The following is a 16,606-nucleotide window of genomic DNA, read 5'->3' as shown; positions in this document are numbered from 1 at the left end:
TTTTCTCCCGTCAGGCGGTTAAGGAAGCGTTGTGCAACAGGCTGCTATGCATGGTTTCCAGCAGATCCAGCGTGCGCCAGGTTTCATCAAGGTTGGCTTGCCACAGACGGCGCACGATATCGATACGTGCCTCATGCGGCTGCTGGGCCGCCAGCAGGCTGGCGATGTTGGGGATGCCCTGTTCACGCAGCTGAATCATGCGCGCGATAAGCCGCGTTTGCTGGCAGTAGGTCGGCCATTGCGGGCCGCGTGGGGCAGAAAGCCCGACAAAATAGAGGTTCTCCAGCGTGGTCGGCAGGGTCATGGCGGCGGTGCGTAACGGTACGCCATCCTGCCAGTCGAGCAGGGTCGCATCGAGGAACGGTAAACGGGTGTGAAAACCGGTGGCCCAAAGAATGCTGTCGTATTCTGTGGCGCTGCCATCACTGAAATGCACCGTTTTGCCGTCGATATGGTCGATGGCCGGACGCACGCCGATACGGCCATGCTGGATCCAGTACATCAGCAGGGTGTTGACCACCGGCGGCTGTTGTTCGAGGTCCCAGCTTTCTGGTTGCGGCATGCCGGGATAGTTTTCCCAGCGGCCCACAGAGATCATGGTCAGCACCTGGGTGACCGCATTCTGCATTTCCGGCGGTAACTGATTAAGGAAAGGGATTTCAGCGCGCGGCACACCAAGCAGCGCCTTGGGCTGGAACACCTGACCCCGGCGAATCACGATATCGGTAGCCAGACGATGCTGAGCGGCGTCAACCGCCAGGTCGCAGCCTGAGTTTCCGCAACCCACCACCAGCACCTTGCCTTGCAGCTGATCGGTGTTGCGATACTGGCCGGAATGCAGCGAGATACCGCTGAAGTGGCTCGCTTCTGCCGGGAACGCGCAGTCCCACAGGTGTCCATTGGCGACCAGCACGCCCTGGTAATGACGTGTCTGACCATTTACCGTCACCTGCCAGCCTTCGCTGCCTGCCTTACCCAGCGGAACAATGCGTTCAACCGTGCTATTGAAATGGATTTGTGCTCTGAGGCCGAAGTGGTCGGCGTAGCTGTCGATGTAGTGCCGCACCTGATCGCGGCTGGGGTAGACCGGCCACGACTCGGGCATTGGGAAGCCATCAAAACCGGAGCTTTTTTTCGGGGTAATCAGATGCAGGGCATCGTAGTCATGATGCCAGTGGCCACCGACCTGGCTACTTTTCTCAAAGCAATCAGCGTCGATACCCAGCTCTTGCAAGGTGCGCAGCGCCGCCAGACCAGCAGCTCCTGCACCAATCACACAATAGCGCGCCTGTGATGTCATACGTCTCTCCTGCAAAGTTATTGCAACATTGGGGTAACGTGATTGACATAGTTTTAAGCGGCTATTTGCACGGGATGAATAGGGTTATGATTTTGGTTCATATAGGTTTGCCCTATACCCACCGTTTTCCATCAGCATTCGATATGGCTGTACGCCATCTGTACCTCCTGCAAATAACGTCGCATCAGCTGCATCATTTCGCGGGTGGCGGATGAGATCGCGGTATCGGCGCGGTGGATAAAGGCAAACACCTCAAAAGCCGGAGGCTCGATCGGTACCCACTTGAGTTTGTCGCTATAACCCAGGTGGTGGAGGATCGGACGCGTAGCGATAAGATCTCCCAATCCCCGCGCCGCCAGTTCCAGCGCGGTAGCCTGGTGCTCCACTTCAATAATCGGCTCCAGCCGTGCGCCAATCTCCTGCGCCCGTTGGTTGAGCAGACGGCGAATCGGATCGCTGTTATGCCAGGTGGCTTCGCTTAGAATTAATGGGGCGTTGAGCAGCGCCTGCATATCCTTACTGCCTTCCAGCCGCGCGTCGCTGGCTGAGATATAGCCAATCTGCGTGGACCACACCGGTTCACTGATCACCAGGTTTTTGTTGTTCACCGGCAGCATCACCAGACCCGCTTCAATTTCGCCATCAATTACCGAGCGCGCGACCTCCGAGGAGTTGGTTCCGACCAGTCGCATCCGCACCCCCGGATAGCGCGCGCGGAACTCACAAATCAGATCGGCCAGAAAATATTGGTAAGCGGAACTGAAGGTGCCAAACGAGGCGAGACCATCCTTGAGCTGGCGCACCGATTGCACCGCTTCGTAGCCGCGTTGTGCCGCCTGGGTGGTGGCGCGGGCATGGGGTTCGAGACGTAGTCCGGCCTCGGTCAGGATCAGACGACGGTTGGTGCGAATAAACAGATGGGTGCCCATCTCGCTTTCCAGCCGCAGAATCTGGTCGGACAGCGACGGCTGCGAGATATGTAACGCCTCAGCCGCTTTCGAGATGGTGCCAAAATCGATAGCGGCAAGAAAATAGTTCAGCTGCTGAAGTGTCATTGCGCCAACCCATTAAGTGAGGGAAATCAGACGCCTCTGAGCATATGCGCTACCACAGGAAAAGCAAACCGGTCAGGCGGCGTTGCCGCGTAGCGCCTGGTCGGTCATCCACAGCCGCGCATCGAACTCCAGTTGATGGTAATCCGGCTCCATATGACAGCAGAGTTGATAGAAGGCTTTGTTGTGATCTTTCTCTTTCAGGTGCGCCAGTTCATGCACCACGATCATGCGCAGGAAGGGCTCCGGTGCGAGGCGGAAAAAGGTGGAGATGCGGATTTCCGCTTTGGCTTTCAGGTTGCCGCCCTGCACGCGGGAAATGGCGGTATGCAGGCCAAGGGCGTGCTTCATCACCTTGATTTTATTGTCCCAGATAACTTTGCTCACCGGCGGCGCGCTGCGCATATAACGGCTTTTCAGGCTTTGCGTGTAGTCGTACAGCGCTTTGTCGCTCACCACATCGTGGGTATCCGGGTAGCGCTGCTGGAGAAAAGCCCCCAGACGTTGGTGGTCAATCAGCGTCTGGACCTGGGTGAGGATATGTTCAGGGTAGCCCTGGAGGTAGATTAATGACATTGGGATTCCCGGCGAAAGACAGTATACTGCGCCCCCTTTTTAGGGCGAAAATCGCGCAAAGTGTACCACGCCGGAGATTCCATGAGCCAACTTGAACTGACTGAACGCACCCTGACGTTGCACCGCTTTCCACCGATGCGTGAAGAAAGCCCGTTGCAGGCGTGGGATGCGGCAGATGAATATCTGTTGCAGCAGGCGCTGCCGGATGGCCCGGTGCTGGTGTTTAACGACAGCTTTGGCGCGCTGACCTGCGGATTAAATCCGCGCCAGGTCTGGCACGTCAGTGATTCCTGGCTCAGTCAGCAAGCGGTACGCCAGAATCTGCATCTTAACCAGCAGGATGAAGATCAGGTGACGTTCCTCGACAGCCTGGCGGCGTTACCGTCGGCCCCGGCGGCGGTATTGATCAAAATTCCTAAGACGCTGGCGCTGCTGGAACATCAGCTGCGTGCGTTGCGCGATGTGGTCACCCCGGACACCCTGATTCTGGCGGCGGCAAAAGCCAAAGATATCCATAGCTCCACGCTGCAACTGTTTGAACGTATTCTCGGCGAGAGTAAAACCTCGCTGGCGTGGAAAAAAGCGCGTCTGATTTACAGCCGCTACACCGCGCCCAAGCTGCCTGCCCTGGCGCAAACCACTGTCTGGCCGCTTGACGGCACCGATTATCAGATCCACAACCATGCCAACGTGTTCTCCCGCAGTTCGCTGGATATTGGCGCGCGCTTTTTTATGCAGCATCTGCCACATGATATCGAAGGGGAGATTGTCGATCTTGGCTGTGGCAATGGGGTGATTGGCCTGATGGCGCTTGAGCAGAATCCCCAGGCGGAGGTGTTGTTCTTTGACGAATCGTACATGGCGGTGGCATCCAGTCGTCTGAACGTTGAAGTGAACCGACCGCAGGATGTGGATCGCAGCCAGTTCCGCGTCAATAACGCGTTGAGCGGCTTCCCGTCCGATCGTCTGCACGCGGTGCTCTGCAATCCGCCGTTCCATCAGCAGCATGCAGTGACTGACCACCTGGCGTGGCAGATGCTGCGTGATGCCAAACGATGTCTGCAATATGGCGGCGAGTTGCGCATCGTTGGCAACCGCCACCTCGATTATCACCACAAAATGAAGAAGCTGTTTGGCAACTGCACGCTGGTGGCGTCGAATGCCAAGTTTGTGGTGCTGCGTTCGGTCAAACTGCGTTAATCACAGGCTGAGCGCCAGCTCGGTGGCTTGTGCGATGGCGCGGCGGGCATCCAGCTCCTGCGCCACATCGGCCCCGCCAATCAGCCTGACCTTTTTGCCGCGCGCAGTGAGCTGATCTGCCAGCACCCGCAGCGGTTCCTGACCGGCACAAATCACCACGTTATCCACCGCCAGCACCTGGGTTTGGTCCTGATGACGCAGGTGCAGACCCTGGTCGTCAATCTTCAGATACTCCACATCGCCCCACATGATGACGCCGTGGGCCTGCAAACTGGCGCGGTGAATCCAGCCGGTGGTGCGCGCCAGCCCGGCACCCGGTTTGCCAGATTTACGTTGCAGCAACCAGATCTGCCGATCAGCGGGCAGCGGCTGGGGGGTAATCAATCCGCCACGAGCCGCCAGTGCGCGGTCAACGCCCCAGCTTTGGTAGAAATCTTCGTGATGACCTGCCTGATGCAGCAGATATTCTGCGGTATCAAAACCGATGCCTCCCGCGCCAATAATGGCCACCCGCTTGCCGACCGGTTTTTTATCCCGCAATACGTCGAGATAGCTGAGTACGCACGGATGATCGATGCCGGGTAACGTCAGTTGGCGCGGCGCAATGCCGGTGGCGACGATCACTTCATCGGCGTCCTCCAGTTGGTCGGCGCTGACGCGGCACTGGGTATGAATCTCCACGCCAGCGGCCTGGAGTTGGTGGCGGAAATAACGCAGCGTTTCGCTGAACTCCTCTTTGCCGGGGATCTGACGGGCGATATTAAACTGCCCGCCAATCTGCGCCTCGGCTTCGTAAAGCGTCACCTGATGCCCGCGCTGTGCCGCCTGCAAGGCAAATGCCATACCCGCCGGTCCTGCGCCCACCACCGCCAGCCGTTTGGGTTGAGTGGCAGCGGTCACCGGCATCAGCGTTTCATGACAGGCGCGGGGATTGACCAGACAGGAGGTCACTTTGCCGACAAAAATCTGGTCAAGACAAGCCTGATTACAGGCGATACAGGTATTAATCGCTGCGTCATCACCCGCCTGGGCTTTGCTGACAAAGGCGGCATCGGCGAGAAACGGGCGCGCCATCGACACCATATCCGCAATGCCGTCACGTAACAGCTCGGCAGCCACCGCCGGATGGTTGATGCGGTTGGTGGCAATCACCGGCACGGAAACGCGCCCGCGCAGGTGTTTGGTCACCCAGGCAAAACCGGCGCGTGGCACGCAGGTGGCGATGGTTGGAATTCGCGCCTCGTGCCAACCGATGCCGCTGTTAAACAGCGTGACGCCGCACTGCTCCAGTTTTTCCGCCAGATCCAGCGTTTCATGCAGCGTGCTGCCGTTGTGCACCAGATCCAGCATCGAGATGCGAAAGATAATAATGAAATCGTTACCGACCGCCTCGCGTACAGCACGCGTCACCGCCAGCGCGAAACGTTGACGGCGTGACACATCGCCACCCCAGTCGTCGTCCCGCTGGTTGGTGTGCGCCACCAGAAACTGGTTTATCAGATAACCCTCTGAACCCATGATTTCGACGCCATCGTAACCGGCCTGCTGAGCGAGGCGGGCGCATTGGGCGAAGTCGGCGATGGTTTGCCGAATGTCGGCGTCGCTCAATGCCTGGGGCATAAACGGATTGATCGGTGCCTGCAACGGTGAAGGGGCGACCAGATTGCGCTGATAACTGTAGCGTCCGGCGTGCAGGATTTGCAGGGCGATTTTGCCGCCCCCGGCATGTACCGCATCGGTGATGGTGCGATGCCAGCCGCACTGGCTTTCCTGGTTAAGAATGGCCCCACCCTGGGCGACCACCCCTTGCGGATTGGGCGCGATACCGCCGGTAACAATCAATGCCACCCCTTCACGCGCGCGTTCTGCATAGAAGGCAGCGAGCCGGGATGCGCCATCGGCATGTTCTTCCAGGCCGGTGTGCATGGAACCCATCAGAAAGCGGTTTTTGAGTTGGGTAAAGCCTAAATCCAGCGGGGCGAACAACTCAGGATGCGGAGTCATAATCACTCATAAATTAAGTGGTCGGATGAGTTAACTTTAGCGACAATTTATCGGGAAGGAAGTGCAATGCATCCAGCTTGTGAGAAGTGTCAAAAAAGCGCGATAAATCGCGCCGCTACCGCAAGGTGCCATGCGCAATCTCGCCTCTGACGCTGGATGATCTTGCCCGTATCACGTTATGCGTAACAGCTTTTCCGTAACATGGTTTTGAGTGATCTTCATCACAGTTTTAACCCCTGTAACCCGGTTTTATGAGCCCCATTGCAACACCACTGAATGGGGAAGTTATGAAAATCGAAACGCAATCCTGCGTGATCACCGGAAAACAACAAGTCAGCGTGGCGCAGCAGCAGGTGGAGTGGAACGGCAAAGGCACGCTGGTACGCATTACGCGCGGCGGTATTTGCGGCTCCGACCTGCATTATTATCAGGAAGGTAAAGTCGGTAGCTATGAAGTCAAGATGCCGATGATCCTCGGCCATGAAGTGATTGGTTTTGTGGTGGAAAGTGATGATCCACGCCTGAAGCCGGAACAAAAAGTGGCGGTTAACCCGTCCAAACCTTGTGGTGAATGCAAATATTGCCGCCGTGAGCAGGAAAACCAGTGCGTTTCGATGCGCTTCTTCGGCAGCGCCATGTATGTGCCGCATGTCGATGGCGGGTTTACCCAGTACAAAGTGGTGGACAGCGCGCAGTGCATCCCTTTCCCACAGGACGCAGACGAAAGCGTGATGGTGTTTGCCGAGCCGCTGGCGGTGTGCATCCATGCCACCCACCAGGCAGGCGATCTTACCGGTAAGCATGTGTTTATCTCCGGCGTTGGCCCGATTGGCTGCCTGATCGCCGCAGCGGCCAAAGCGCGTGGTGCGGCATCGATTGTCTGTAGCGACATCAGCGAACGTTCACTGGCGATGGCCCAGCAAATGGGGGCCACTGACGTGATTCATGCCGCCAACGGCGACTTCACCCCTTACCTGGCAGACAAAGGCTACTTTGACGTGTCTTTCGAAGCCTCTGGTCATCCTTCTTCGTTGCAACGCTGCCTCGACGTGACCTGCGCCAAAGGTACTCTCGTGCAGGTGGGTATGGGCGGAGCAATTCCCTCTTTCCCGATTATGCAATTGATTGCTAAAGAGATTAACCTGGTCGGTTCCTTCCGCTTTACCCATGAATTCAATACCGCTGTCGAGTGGCTGGCACAGGGCGTGGTCAACCCGCTGCCGTTGTTCAGCGGAGCATATGGCTGGCAGGACATTGATGCGGCGTTGCAGTTTGCGGGCGACAAAACCCGGGCGGCAAAAGTCCAGTTAACATTTTAAGGAGATACGATGAGTCAGCTATTTTCCCTCGAAGGTAAACGCGTACTGATCACCGGTTCGGCGCGCGGAATTGGTTTCCTGCTGGCACGCGGTCTGGCGGAAGCGGGTGCAGAAGTGATCGTCAACGCCACCACCCCAGCCGGGGCCGAGCAGGCGGCAGCGAAACTGCGTGACCTCGGCTTGCGTGCCCAGTCGAAAGCCTTTGATGTTACACAATCGGCGCAGGTGCAGCAGGCGGTAGACGAGATTGAAGCCGAGTGGGGCGCCATTGATGTGCTGGTGAACAACGCGGGTATTCAGCGTCGCCGTCCGTTCCTCGAATTCCCTGAGCAGGATTGGAATGACGTGATTGCCGTGAACCAGACCGCGGTATTCCTGGTGTCACAAACGGTGGCGAAGAAGATGGTGGGACGTCAGCAAGGCAAAATCATCAATATCGGTTCGATGCAGAGCGAACTGGGCCGCGACACCATCACGCCGTATGCTGCTTCCAAGGGGGCCGTCACCATGCTGACACGCGGTATGTGCGTTGAGCTGGCGCGTCACAATATCCAAGTCAACGCCATTGCACCGGGCTACTTTGTTACCGAGATGACCCAGGCACTGGCTGACGATCCGGCTTTCACCGGTTGGCTCACCAAACGTACCCCAGCGGCGCGTTGGGGTAAGCCAGAGGAGCTGATTGGTGCAGCGGTGTTCCTCTCCTCAAAAGCCTCCGATTTCGTCAATGGTCACTTGCTATTCGTCGATGGCGGTATGCGCGTGGCGGTGTGATGTGACTGGCGCATTCACCAGGGTGCGCCTAAACCTTAATCACCTCTTGTTTCTCTATGGATAATAAAAAATGCCAATAACCATAATCGTTCTGGGCGTGGTTCTCCTGCTGGTTTTAATGATTGTTTTCAAGGTCAACGGCTTTATCGCTCTGGTGTTTGTCTCCGCTGTGGTGGGGATTGCCGAAGGGATGACGCCGCTGAATGTCATGGCGTCGATCCAGAAAGGTATCGGCTCAACGCTGGGCGGGCTGGCGATGATCCTCGGCTTCGGTGCCATGCTTGGGCGGCTGGTGTCGGACACCGGGGCCGCGCAACGGGTCGCGACCACGTTGATTGCCGCCTTCGGGAAGGAGCGACTGCAATGGGCGCTGGTGGTCACCGGGCTGATTGTTGGTCTGGCGATGTTCTATGAAGTGGGCTTTGTGCTGCTGCTGCCGCTGGTGTTCACCATCGTCGCCGCTGCCGGGTTGCCGTTGTTGTATGTCGGTGTGCCGATGGTGGCTGCGCTGTCCGTTACGCACTGCTTCCTGCCGCCGCATCCTGGTCCAACGGCCATCGCCACTATTTTCGGCGCGAACCTCGGCACCACGCTGCTGTACGGCATGATCATCACCATCCCGACGGTCATTGTCGCCGGTCCAATCTTCTCGAAGTTCCTCAAAAGCTTTGAAAAGTCACCGCCGGAAGGGCTGTATAACCCGAAAATCTTCACGGAAGAGGAGATGCCGGGCTTCGGAATCAGTATCTTCGCCGCCGTGATCCCGGTGGTGCTGATGGCGGTCGCTGCGGTGTTTGAATTAACCACGCCGAAAGAGAATCCGCTGCGGCAGTTCTTTGAATTTATCGGCAACCCGGCAGTGGCGCTGTTTATTGCCGTGGTCATTGCAGTCTTCACTCTTGGCCTGCGCAATGGGCGCAAGATGGAGCAGGTGATGGATATGTGTGGCGAGTCGATCGCTGCCATCGCCATGATCATCTTTATCATTGCCGGTGGCGGTGCCTTCAAGCAGGTGCTGGTGGATAGCGGCGTGGGTAACTACATCGCCGATATGATGAAAGGCTCCTCGCTGTCTCCGCTGCTGATGTGCTGGACGGTGGCCGCGATGCTGCGTGTCGCGCTCGGTTCTGCCACGGTTGCGGCGATCACCACCGCGGGTATCGTGACGCCAATCATTGCGGCGACCCATGCCGATCCGGCGTTGATGGTACTGGCGGTCGGATCCGGTAGCGTGATCGCCTCGCACGTTAACGATCCGGGCTTCTGGCTGTTCAAAGGGTATTTCAACCTCAGCGTGGTTGAGACGTTGAAAACCTGGACGGTGATGGAAACGCTGATCTCGATCCTGGGTCTGGCGGGCGTGTTAATCCTTAACGCGTTGATCCACTAAATAATATGGCTGCACAGGGAGGTGAGCTATGACAACAACGTTGCAGGATATTGCCGAGCGGGCGGGCGTTACCCGGATGACCGTCAGCCGTTATCTGCGCACACCGGATAAGGTCGCAGCACAAACCGGCGAGCGTATCGCACGCGCAATGGCTGAGCTTAATTACGATCCCCAACGCCCGGTAGCGATGCCGGGTCATGCACCGGGACGTACCTTGGGGGTGTTAATCCCATCGTTTAAAAATCAGATCTTTGCCGATCTGCTGAGTGGCATCGAACAGGCCACTCACGCCAGTCACTGTCAAACGCTGATCGCCAACTACAACTATGATCCCCGTAGCGAAGAGGAGCAGGTACGTAACCTGCTTTCCTGGAATATTGACGGCATTATCCTGAGCGATAAGCACCATACGCACCGTACCGTGAAATATCTGCGTGCGGCTAACATCCCGATTGTTGAGGTGATGGATACCCAGGGGCCGTGTCTGGATATGCAGGTGGGTTACAACAACTTCGATGCGGGCTACGACATGACGCGCACGTTGCTTGAGCAGGGGCGGCGCTGCATTGTCTATCTCGGCTCGCTGGACGATCGGCGTGATGAGTGTCGGTTTCAGGGTTTTCGTAAAGCCATGCAGGAGCAGAAGTTACGGGCGGCACGCATCAACCCTCGCGCCATGTCATCCCAGCGTCTGGGAGCCACCATGCTGGAACAGGCGTTGCGGCTGCACCCTGAACTGGATGCGATTTTCTGCACCAATGACGATTTGTCCCTCGGCGCTTTGTCGTGGTGCCAGCGTCAGGGGATTGCGGTGCCGGATAAGATCGCCATCAGTGGTTTTCACGGCCTGGAGAGCAGCCGTGAAATGTATCCCAGCCTCGCCAGCGTGGTCACGCCACGCTATGAGATTGGCTACCAGGCGGCAGAGTTGCTGCTGAAGAAGATCGCCGATCCGGCGTTCACGGTGGACAGCGTTGATCTTAACTACCAGATTTTTATCGGTGAAACCCTTCAGTCACGGCAGCGGATCCACGAAAAACGTGACTGATAACCGCTGGCGAAATGGGTGTTGTAGCGGTAGCTGGACCCGCTCTCGGCCATGCAATAAGTACACATCTCCACCACCTCAATCTGCGCAGCCGGGATGCCACGTTGTTGCAGTAAGCCCCGCGCCAGATGCGGCAAGTCAAACCAGATCCCGTGCTGTTGTGGTTGTGCCTGGGGACGGATAGCACGCAGATTTTTCGGTTGGGTTTCGGACCAGCTCAGGGAGGGCAAACCCGGTTGTGCCTGCATTTCATCCACTAAATTTCTACCCAGTTCGTAGCAGCACGGCCCAATCGCCGGGCCGATGGCGACATGCAGCGTGTTCGTTTGCGCGCCCAACGTGAGTAGACGATCGATGGTGCTGTTCAACACGCCGGACAGCGTGCCTTTCAGGCCAGCATGCACCGCCGCCACCTGGCGACTATGGGTATCGGCAAACAGCACCGGCAAACAATCGGCGGTGTACACCGCCACCGGTCGCGATCCCTCGCCAATCACCGCGTCAGATTCGCAGCTTTTGGGCGGCAGGTTATCGGTCGCCATCACCACGGTCGCGCTATGGCGCTGGTGTCCGTAGGCCGCGTCGTCAGGAGCTGCAACGCCCGCAGGCTGAAAGGCGTACTCCAGCCAGCTCAACGCATCCAGCAGGGATGAACGTGGAATCTGGAGTGGGTGGTGAGCCATAAGTATCTCCTTTATCTTGCCGATCGCTTTGTACTGCCAACCGCGTTGGTTAACTGCTACATTTTTAACGCTTTACCTAAACTGACCGCAATCGCTTAAGGATGAAATGATGAAAAAAACCACCTGGCTGGCCGCCTCCGGCCTGATGGCATTGGTGCTGACCGGCTGCGCGCAGCCAAACAAACAGCAGGCACAGATGCAGCTTGCCCAGCAATCGGTGCTGGCCGTCAACTGGTTCCAGCAGTCGGGCGAATATCAGGCGCTGAGCTGGCAGGCATTCAATACTGCGCGTATGGCGTTTGATCAGGCCCCTTCGCTGGCGGGTAAGCCGAAAGCGGTGATTGTCGATCTTGACGAAACGATGATTGATAACAGCGCCTACAGCGCGTGGCAGGCGAAGAATGGTCAGCCATTCAGCGGAAAAACCTGGTCTGCCTGGACCCAGGCGCGCCAGGCGACGGCGGTACCGGGGGCGGTCGATTTCGCGAACTACGTGAACAGTCACGGCGGCATCATGTTTTACGTCTCCAACCGTGACCAGAAAGATTACGCCGCGACGGTGGATAACCTGAAGAAACTCGGTTTCACCGGGGTGAGTGAAAAAACGGTACGACTCAGTACTGGCAGCTCCAACAAACAGGCGCGTTTCGATGCCATCAAAGCGGAAGGTTATAACGTGGTGCTGTACGCCGGGGATAACCTGAATGATTTTGGTGGGGCGACATGGCATCAGGGCAACGCGCAGCGTCAGGCGTTCGTGAGCAGCAACCATCAGCGTTTTGGCACCCAGTTTATCGTCCTGCCTAATCCACTTTATGGCGACTGGGAGAGCGGGATGGCGGAAAACTACAACAAGTTGACGCCAGAACAGCAGTTGCAGGTACGTGAAGCGCGTCTCAAAGCGTGGAACGGTAAATAATTCGTCAGGCAAAAAAGCGCCTGTGATGCGGGCGCTTTTTTATCCGCTTTAGGTCCGGCAATATTTACTTTTCATTGCAACTATTATTCCCCTCATTATTTTCCTGATCTCTTGCCACCACAACCGGTCGATAATGGCGTGTTATTCTGCAATAAAGCTTATTTTATGGTGAAATCGTCTAATTATAAATTTTATAATTAAGATATTTCCTGGTAAAAATGGTTTGTCTGGTATGGAAGATCGAAAGTCCTGATCAAAGTGCGTGTATTTTTTTGTCGTTGCATTAAAAACTCATCATTGAAATTAATATATAACTTTATGATTTTAATGCGTATCATTCGGCGTAACATTGCGACCATCTCTTGCATAACCTTACATTTCTCTGACGTAAACTGAATCTTAATTTACATTGAGAGGCATTTTGTCGCAGGTAGAAATATTCCTGGTGCATAACTACTCTTAAGCGTCTATAACCATTTTCTGTGAGGAATCTCCAGTTTTTCCCCTGAATCAGGTCTTATTCACGGCGTTATTCGCCTGGATGCGATATTCCCGGACATTAAGAGAAGATAATTGTGACGACACTCAAACCCTTATTAGCGAAAAATCGCAGTTGGGCATTACAGCGCCGCCAGCGTAATCCGCACTATTTCGAAAAATATCTTCATCAGCAGAAACCCCATTCCTTGTGGATTGGCTGCTCCGATAGCCGTGTTCCGGCGGAAGTGTTGACCGGCGCGCATCCCGGCGAGCTTTTTGTCCATCGCAATATCGCCAATATGGTGGTGCCTGATGACGACAACTTAATGAGCGTATTGCAGTACGCCATTTTCTATCTCGGCGTACAACGCATTGTGTTGTGCGGCCATTACGGCTGTGGCGGGGTGCAGGCCGCGCTGGGACTGCCGGAAAGCCCGCTGGCTAAAGAGGATTCGGCGCTGGCGCGCCGCATTGCAGCTCTGCGTCGTGACCTGGCGCAGGGACTGGCGGCGTATCGTGCTGCCGATGCGCAGGAAGAGGAGAGCGACAAACTTAACCGTCTGGTGGAGGCCAACGTGCTGGCCCAATTTGCTCAACTGACTGGCAGCGAACCGGTGCGTTCGGCATGGCAGGCCGGTCAGACGCTGGACGTGTTTGGGTGCGTGTATGACCTGCAATCAGGACATCTCAAAGAGTTAATTCAGCAATCTACAGAGGAATCGATACCATGAATCTGCATACCTTGCGCCAGGATATCCCGGCCGGTCTGGTGGTTTTTCTGGTGGCGCTGCCACTCTGTCTCGGTATTGCCCAGGCCAGTGGCCTGCCGCCGTTTGCCGGTATGCTCACCGGGGTGATTGGGGGGTTGCTGGTCACCGCGTTAAGCCCGTCGCGCTTCGCCGTGAGCGGCCCGGCCGCCGGGTTAGTCACCATTGTGGTGGCGTCAATCGAGACGCTGGGCAGTTTCTCCGCCTTTCTCACCGCATTGATTCTTGCCGGTTTGTTGCAGTGCCTGTTTGGTTTGTTGCGTGCCGGACGTTTTATTGCGCTGGTGCCGGGTAGTGTTATCAAAGGAATGCTGGCCGCGATTGGTATTTTGCTGATTATCCAGCAGATTCCGGTGGCGCTGGGGGCCGCAGGCGATGCGGAGCTGGTGTCGCTGGTCAATGGCGAGTTTGCCTTCTCCACCTCGGCGATGCTGGTGGCGGGCGTTGGCCTGGTGATCCTTTGGTTGTGGACCACGCCTGTCGTCAAATCGATCAAAGCGTTGAGCTGGATACCCGGTCCGTTGGTGGCGGTGCTGGTCGGCTGTCTGGCGACGCTCTTCGGTTTGGCTGGCCTGCCGCGTATTGCCCTGCCGGAGTTTGACAGCATGGCTCAGCTTGCTGCCGAGTTGGAAACTCCGGACTGGCTGGCATGGCGCAATCCATCGGTGTGGGTGGTGGCGGTGACGCTGGCGCTGGTTGCCAGCCTGGAAACATTGCTCAGTCAGGAGGCGCTGAAAAAGCTGCGTCCACAACATCCGGCACCGTCACCCAATAAAGAGATGTTTGCTCAGGGGGTGGGAAATCTGACCGCCGGTTTACTTGGGGCGATGCCGATCACTGCGGTGATTGTGCGTAGTTCGGTTAACGTCAGCGTGGGTGCACAAACCAAGGTATCGATTCTGCTGCATGGCGTGCTGCTGCTGATTTGCGGTTTGTGGTTCAGCGATTTACTGAATGCCATCCCACTCGCCAGCCTCGCTGCGGTGTTGTTGTATACCGGGTACAAACTGGCGACGCCACGCTTGTTCATCGAACAAATACGTATGGGTGCGCAGCAATATGTACCGTTCCTCGCCACCATTGGCGGCATCATCGTGTTTGGCATGCTGGCGGGGATTGGCATCGGTATTGCGACCCAGCTTTTGTGTAGCCTCTATCAAAGCCATCGTAATGCGTTGCAACTCACCCGTTATGACGACCATTACGTATTGCGCTTCCAGCAGAATCTGACCTTTATTCACAATCCCAAATTGCAGGGACTACTGGCGGAGATCCCAGAAAATAGCGTGGTGATTGTGGACCACGATAATGCTGAGTATCTCGATCCGGACGTGAAGGCGGTACTCCAGGATTTTGGCGAAAGTGCGGATAAACGTGGCATTCGTCTGAGTCAGTGGCCAGTCGCGGTAAAATAGCAATCGGTTAGCCACTGAAATTTGTGTTTTGGCTTAAAAATCGGATATCTCGGATATCCGATTTTTTTGTTTACAGGGCATAATTATCCCGCTTTTCTCCAACATCCTTTAGTACCGGCGATGGATTCAGCCGCAGAGTTGAAGGATGAACACGAGCTTAATTAACGAATCAGATTACTAACTTTTCAGGTTTAATGCCTGCTGATGCCCACCGGCGTATGGCAGCGACTTTCCAGGTTACAGGGTTCAGACGTATGCGCGTTAAGCTGTTTGCAGAGAATAATTTTAAGAAGAATGCTCTCTCACTGTTCCTCATCACGCTTTTCTTCTGCTTTATCGGCAGCCATTTGCGTGTGCCGCAGGAGCTGTCGCTGTTCTGGCCGGTCAACGCGCTGATTGCCGGGTTGATGGTGCGTAATCCTTATCTGCACCGCATCTCCAGCTATGTGGTGTGCTTTGTCGCGATGGTGTTTAACGACACGGTATTTTCAGGCTGGGCGCTGCCTGCGGTCACTCTCAATGTAGCGAATATCCTGTTTATTCTGGTCGCGGTGAGCATGCTGATTAAGCATCTGCTGCCGCCCTCGGCGAATAGCCAGGTGATCAACGCGATGCGTATTTTCCCCGCCTGTCTGTTGGCGGCGCTGGCCTGTGCTACCTGGGGTGCCTGGGCGCAGGAAGTGGATTTCAACGCTCGCTTTATTACCGCCTGGGGCGACTGGTTCAGCGAACAATTCTCCACGTCATTGATGTTGCTGCCGGTATTACTGGCACGCCCGCTGCGTACCGTCCCCTGGCGTTCATTGTTGCATCCCGGAAAACTGCTGCCGCTGACGGGCGTGGTGCTGTCGCTCACCATTGGCGCGATGATTGGTGGCGCGGGTAGCCTGACGTTCCCGGTCCCGGCATTGATTTGGTGTGCGATTGTTCTGCCAATCCCCATCACCAGTCTGGTGCTGCTGCTCACGGGCATCACCGAGATTATCCTGGTTTCTCATGGGGTGATGAATATTCAGGGCGATGATGCCTTGTTGCCCATCAGCCATCTGACCTCGGTTCGCCTCGGCGTCGCCACCATCACCATCAGCCCGTTGCTGGTGGCTGTCAGTATGGATGCTATCCGTCAGCTAAACCAACGTTTGTCATTACGCGCCAATTTTGATTTTCTCACCCAGCTGTTATCGCGTTCCGGGTTGTATGAAAATCTGCGCCAGGAGCCATTCTCACCGCAGCGAGCGGCAGGTGTGGTGATGCTGGATGTCGACTATTTCAAAACCATTAATGACAACTTCGGTCATGATGCGGGTGATGGTGTGCTGGAAGAGATCGCTCGCCGCATTCAGGATGTGGTGAATAATCGAGGTCTGGTTTGCCGTTTTGGTGGCGAAGAGTTCGTGGTGGTGGTGTTTGATTACAATCACAGCCAGCTTTATCAACTGGCCGAAGCGATTCGTCAGTCGATGGTCAGAGAGAAATTCTGGTTGCAGGGAAATACCGTCACCGTGACGGCCAGCCTGGGGCTGGCGCTTGGCAATGCAGTGAATGAGCGTGAGTGGCATGGGGTGGTGAACCGCCTGATTTCGGCGGCTGACAAAAATCTTTACCTGTCGAAGCGCAACGGTCGCAATCAAACCTCGCCCGCTGTCGAGCCACGCGCGCTGGTTAACGACGTGGCCTGA

Annotated in this window: 14 protein-coding genes; 9 read left to right on the top strand and 5 right to left on the bottom strand. The window is 56.2% G+C overall.

The window, feature by feature from the left end; genetic code table 11:
* Window positions 1-10: 10 nt before the first annotated feature.
* The 3 genes from AC6I8R_RS17940 to AC6I8R_RS17930 all read right to left on the bottom strand — a co-directional run bounded on the left by AC6I8R_RS17940 (window position 11) and on the right by AC6I8R_RS17930 (window position 2,928).
* The gene (locus tag AC6I8R_RS17940) at window positions 11-1,300 is read right to left on the bottom strand and encodes a flavin-containing monooxygenase (RefSeq protein WP_415175681.1); all 1,290 of its coding nucleotides are present in this window, start codon (window positions 1,298-1,300) and stop codon (window positions 11-13) included.
* A 131-nt stretch (window positions 1,301-1,431) separates the two neighbouring features.
* Window positions 1,432-2,355 (bottom strand): LysR family transcriptional regulator, encoded by a 924-nt coding sequence (locus tag AC6I8R_RS17935; RefSeq protein WP_021183507.1) that lies wholly within the window; start codon window positions 2,353-2,355, stop codon window positions 1,432-1,434.
* Between the two features lie 72 nt (window positions 2,356-2,427).
* Complete coding sequence (locus AC6I8R_RS17930; protein WP_208724236.1) at window positions 2,428-2,928, bottom strand: M48 family metallopeptidase; 501 nt, start codon at window positions 2,926-2,928, stop codon at window positions 2,428-2,430.
* Window positions 2,929-3,009: 81 nt separating this feature from the next.
* On the opposite strand from AC6I8R_RS17930, the gene rlmG reads away from it, so the two are divergent.
* Window positions 3,010-4,128, top strand: a complete 1,119-nt coding sequence (rlmG, locus tag AC6I8R_RS17925) for a 23S rRNA (guanine(1835)-N(2))-methyltransferase RlmG (protein WP_021183505.1) — start codon at window positions 3,010-3,012, stop codon at window positions 4,126-4,128.
* Here the strand turns inward: rlmG and AC6I8R_RS17920 are convergent, their stop codons facing one another.
* Window positions 4,129-6,132 carry an NADPH-dependent 2,4-dienoyl-CoA reductase gene (locus AC6I8R_RS17920; protein ID WP_497832672.1) on the bottom strand — a complete coding sequence of 668 codons (2,004 nt, stop codon included), beginning with the start codon at window positions 6,130-6,132 and terminating at the stop codon, window positions 4,129-4,131.
* 287 nt (window positions 6,133-6,419) lie between these two features.
* Between AC6I8R_RS17920 and idnD the strand changes: the two genes are divergently transcribed.
* The 4 genes from idnD (at window position 6,420) to idnR (ending at window position 10,663) form a co-directional block, all read left to right on the top strand.
* Window positions 6,420-7,451 carry an L-idonate 5-dehydrogenase gene (idnD, locus tag AC6I8R_RS17915; RefSeq protein ID WP_021183503.1) on the top strand — a complete coding sequence of 344 codons (1,032 nt, stop codon included), beginning with the start codon at window positions 6,420-6,422 and terminating at the stop codon, window positions 7,449-7,451.
* Window positions 7,452-7,460: 9 nt separating this feature from the next.
* Window positions 7,461-8,225, top strand: coding sequence for a gluconate 5-dehydrogenase (gene idnO / locus AC6I8R_RS17910; protein ID WP_021183502.1), 765 nt, complete (start codon window positions 7,461-7,463; stop codon window positions 8,223-8,225).
* A gap of 70 nt (window positions 8,226-8,295) precedes the next feature.
* Window positions 8,296-9,615 (top strand): gluconate:H+ symporter, encoded by a 1,320-nt coding sequence (locus AC6I8R_RS17905; RefSeq protein WP_021183501.1) that lies wholly within the window; start codon window positions 8,296-8,298, stop codon window positions 9,613-9,615.
* Between the two features lie 28 nt (window positions 9,616-9,643).
* On the top strand, window positions 9,644-10,663 hold the full coding sequence (gene idnR, locus AC6I8R_RS17900; protein ID WP_497832671.1) for a DNA-binding transcriptional regulator IdnR: 1,020 nt from the start codon (window positions 9,644-9,646) through the stop codon (window positions 10,661-10,663).
* Here the strand turns inward: idnR and AC6I8R_RS17895 are convergent.
* On the bottom strand, window positions 10,627-11,346 hold the full coding sequence (locus AC6I8R_RS17895; RefSeq protein ID WP_415175678.1) for a purine nucleoside phosphorylase YfiH/LACC1 family protein: 720 nt from the start codon (window positions 11,344-11,346) through the stop codon (window positions 10,627-10,629). The genes idnR and AC6I8R_RS17895 overlap by 37 nt on opposite strands.
* 109 nt (window positions 11,347-11,455) lie before the next feature.
* Between AC6I8R_RS17895 and AC6I8R_RS17890 the strand changes: the two genes are divergently transcribed.
* From AC6I8R_RS17890 to AC6I8R_RS17875, 4 genes are all read left to right on the top strand, one after another.
* Complete coding sequence (locus AC6I8R_RS17890) at window positions 11,456-12,265, top strand: 5'-nucleotidase, lipoprotein e(P4) family (protein WP_036625550.1); 810 nt, start codon at window positions 11,456-11,458, stop codon at window positions 12,263-12,265.
* 569 nt (window positions 12,266-12,834) lie between these two features.
* On the top strand, window positions 12,835-13,476 hold the full coding sequence (locus tag AC6I8R_RS17885; protein WP_497832773.1) for a carbonic anhydrase: 642 nt from the start codon (window positions 12,835-12,837) through the stop codon (window positions 13,474-13,476).
* A gap of 2 nt (window positions 13,477-13,478) precedes the next feature.
* Window positions 13,479-14,927, top strand: a complete 1,449-nt coding sequence (locus AC6I8R_RS17880) for a SulP family inorganic anion transporter (RefSeq protein ID WP_415175690.1) — start codon at window positions 13,479-13,481, stop codon at window positions 14,925-14,927.
* Window positions 14,928-15,181: 254 nt separating this feature from the next.
* Entirely contained in the window at window positions 15,182-16,606 is a 1,425-nt protein-coding gene (locus tag AC6I8R_RS17875; protein WP_208724230.1) for a GGDEF domain-containing protein, read from the top strand.

It is taken from the genome of Pantoea sp. X-Soil-OKNW-713 (assembly GCF_059730685.1).
Note: the sequence above shows the minus strand (reverse complement) of the source record. Positions and strands in the feature narration are given on the sequence as shown.

What these genes read in the sequence shown, in the direction of transcription:
- AC6I8R_RS17940 (WP_415175681.1), bottom strand. Translation starts at nt 1,300, where the DNA reads ATGACATCACAGGCGCGCTATTGTGTGATTGGTGCAGGAGCTGCTGGT.
- AC6I8R_RS17935 (WP_021183507.1), bottom strand. Translation starts at nt 2,355, where the DNA reads ATGACACTTCAGCAGCTGAACTATTTTCTTGCCGCTATCGATTTTGGC.
- AC6I8R_RS17930 (WP_208724236.1), bottom strand. Translation starts at nt 2,928, where the DNA reads ATGTCATTAATCTACCTCCAGGGCTACCCTGAACATATCCTCACCCAG.
- rlmG (WP_021183505.1), top strand. Translation starts at nt 3,010, where the DNA reads ATGAGCCAACTTGAACTGACTGAACGCACCCTGACGTTGCACCGCTTT.
- AC6I8R_RS17920 (WP_497832672.1), bottom strand. Translation starts at nt 6,132, where the DNA reads ATGACTCCGCATCCTGAGTTGTTCGCCCCGCTGGATTTAGGCTTTACC.
- idnD (WP_021183503.1), top strand. Translation starts at nt 6,420, where the DNA reads ATGAAAATCGAAACGCAATCCTGCGTGATCACCGGAAAACAACAAGTC.
- idnO (WP_021183502.1), top strand. Translation starts at nt 7,461, where the DNA reads ATGAGTCAGCTATTTTCCCTCGAAGGTAAACGCGTACTGATCACCGGT.
- AC6I8R_RS17905 (WP_021183501.1), top strand. Translation starts at nt 8,296, where the DNA reads ATGCCAATAACCATAATCGTTCTGGGCGTGGTTCTCCTGCTGGTTTTA.
- idnR (WP_497832671.1), top strand. Translation starts at nt 9,644, where the DNA reads ATGACAACAACGTTGCAGGATATTGCCGAGCGGGCGGGCGTTACCCGG.
- AC6I8R_RS17895 (WP_415175678.1), bottom strand. Translation starts at nt 11,346, where the DNA reads ATGGCTCACCACCCACTCCAGATTCCACGTTCATCCCTGCTGGATGCG.
- AC6I8R_RS17890 (WP_036625550.1), top strand. Translation starts at nt 11,456, where the DNA reads ATGAAAAAAACCACCTGGCTGGCCGCCTCCGGCCTGATGGCATTGGTG.
- AC6I8R_RS17875 (WP_208724230.1), top strand. Translation starts at nt 15,182, where the DNA reads ATGCGCGTTAAGCTGTTTGCAGAGAATAATTTTAAGAAGAATGCTCTC.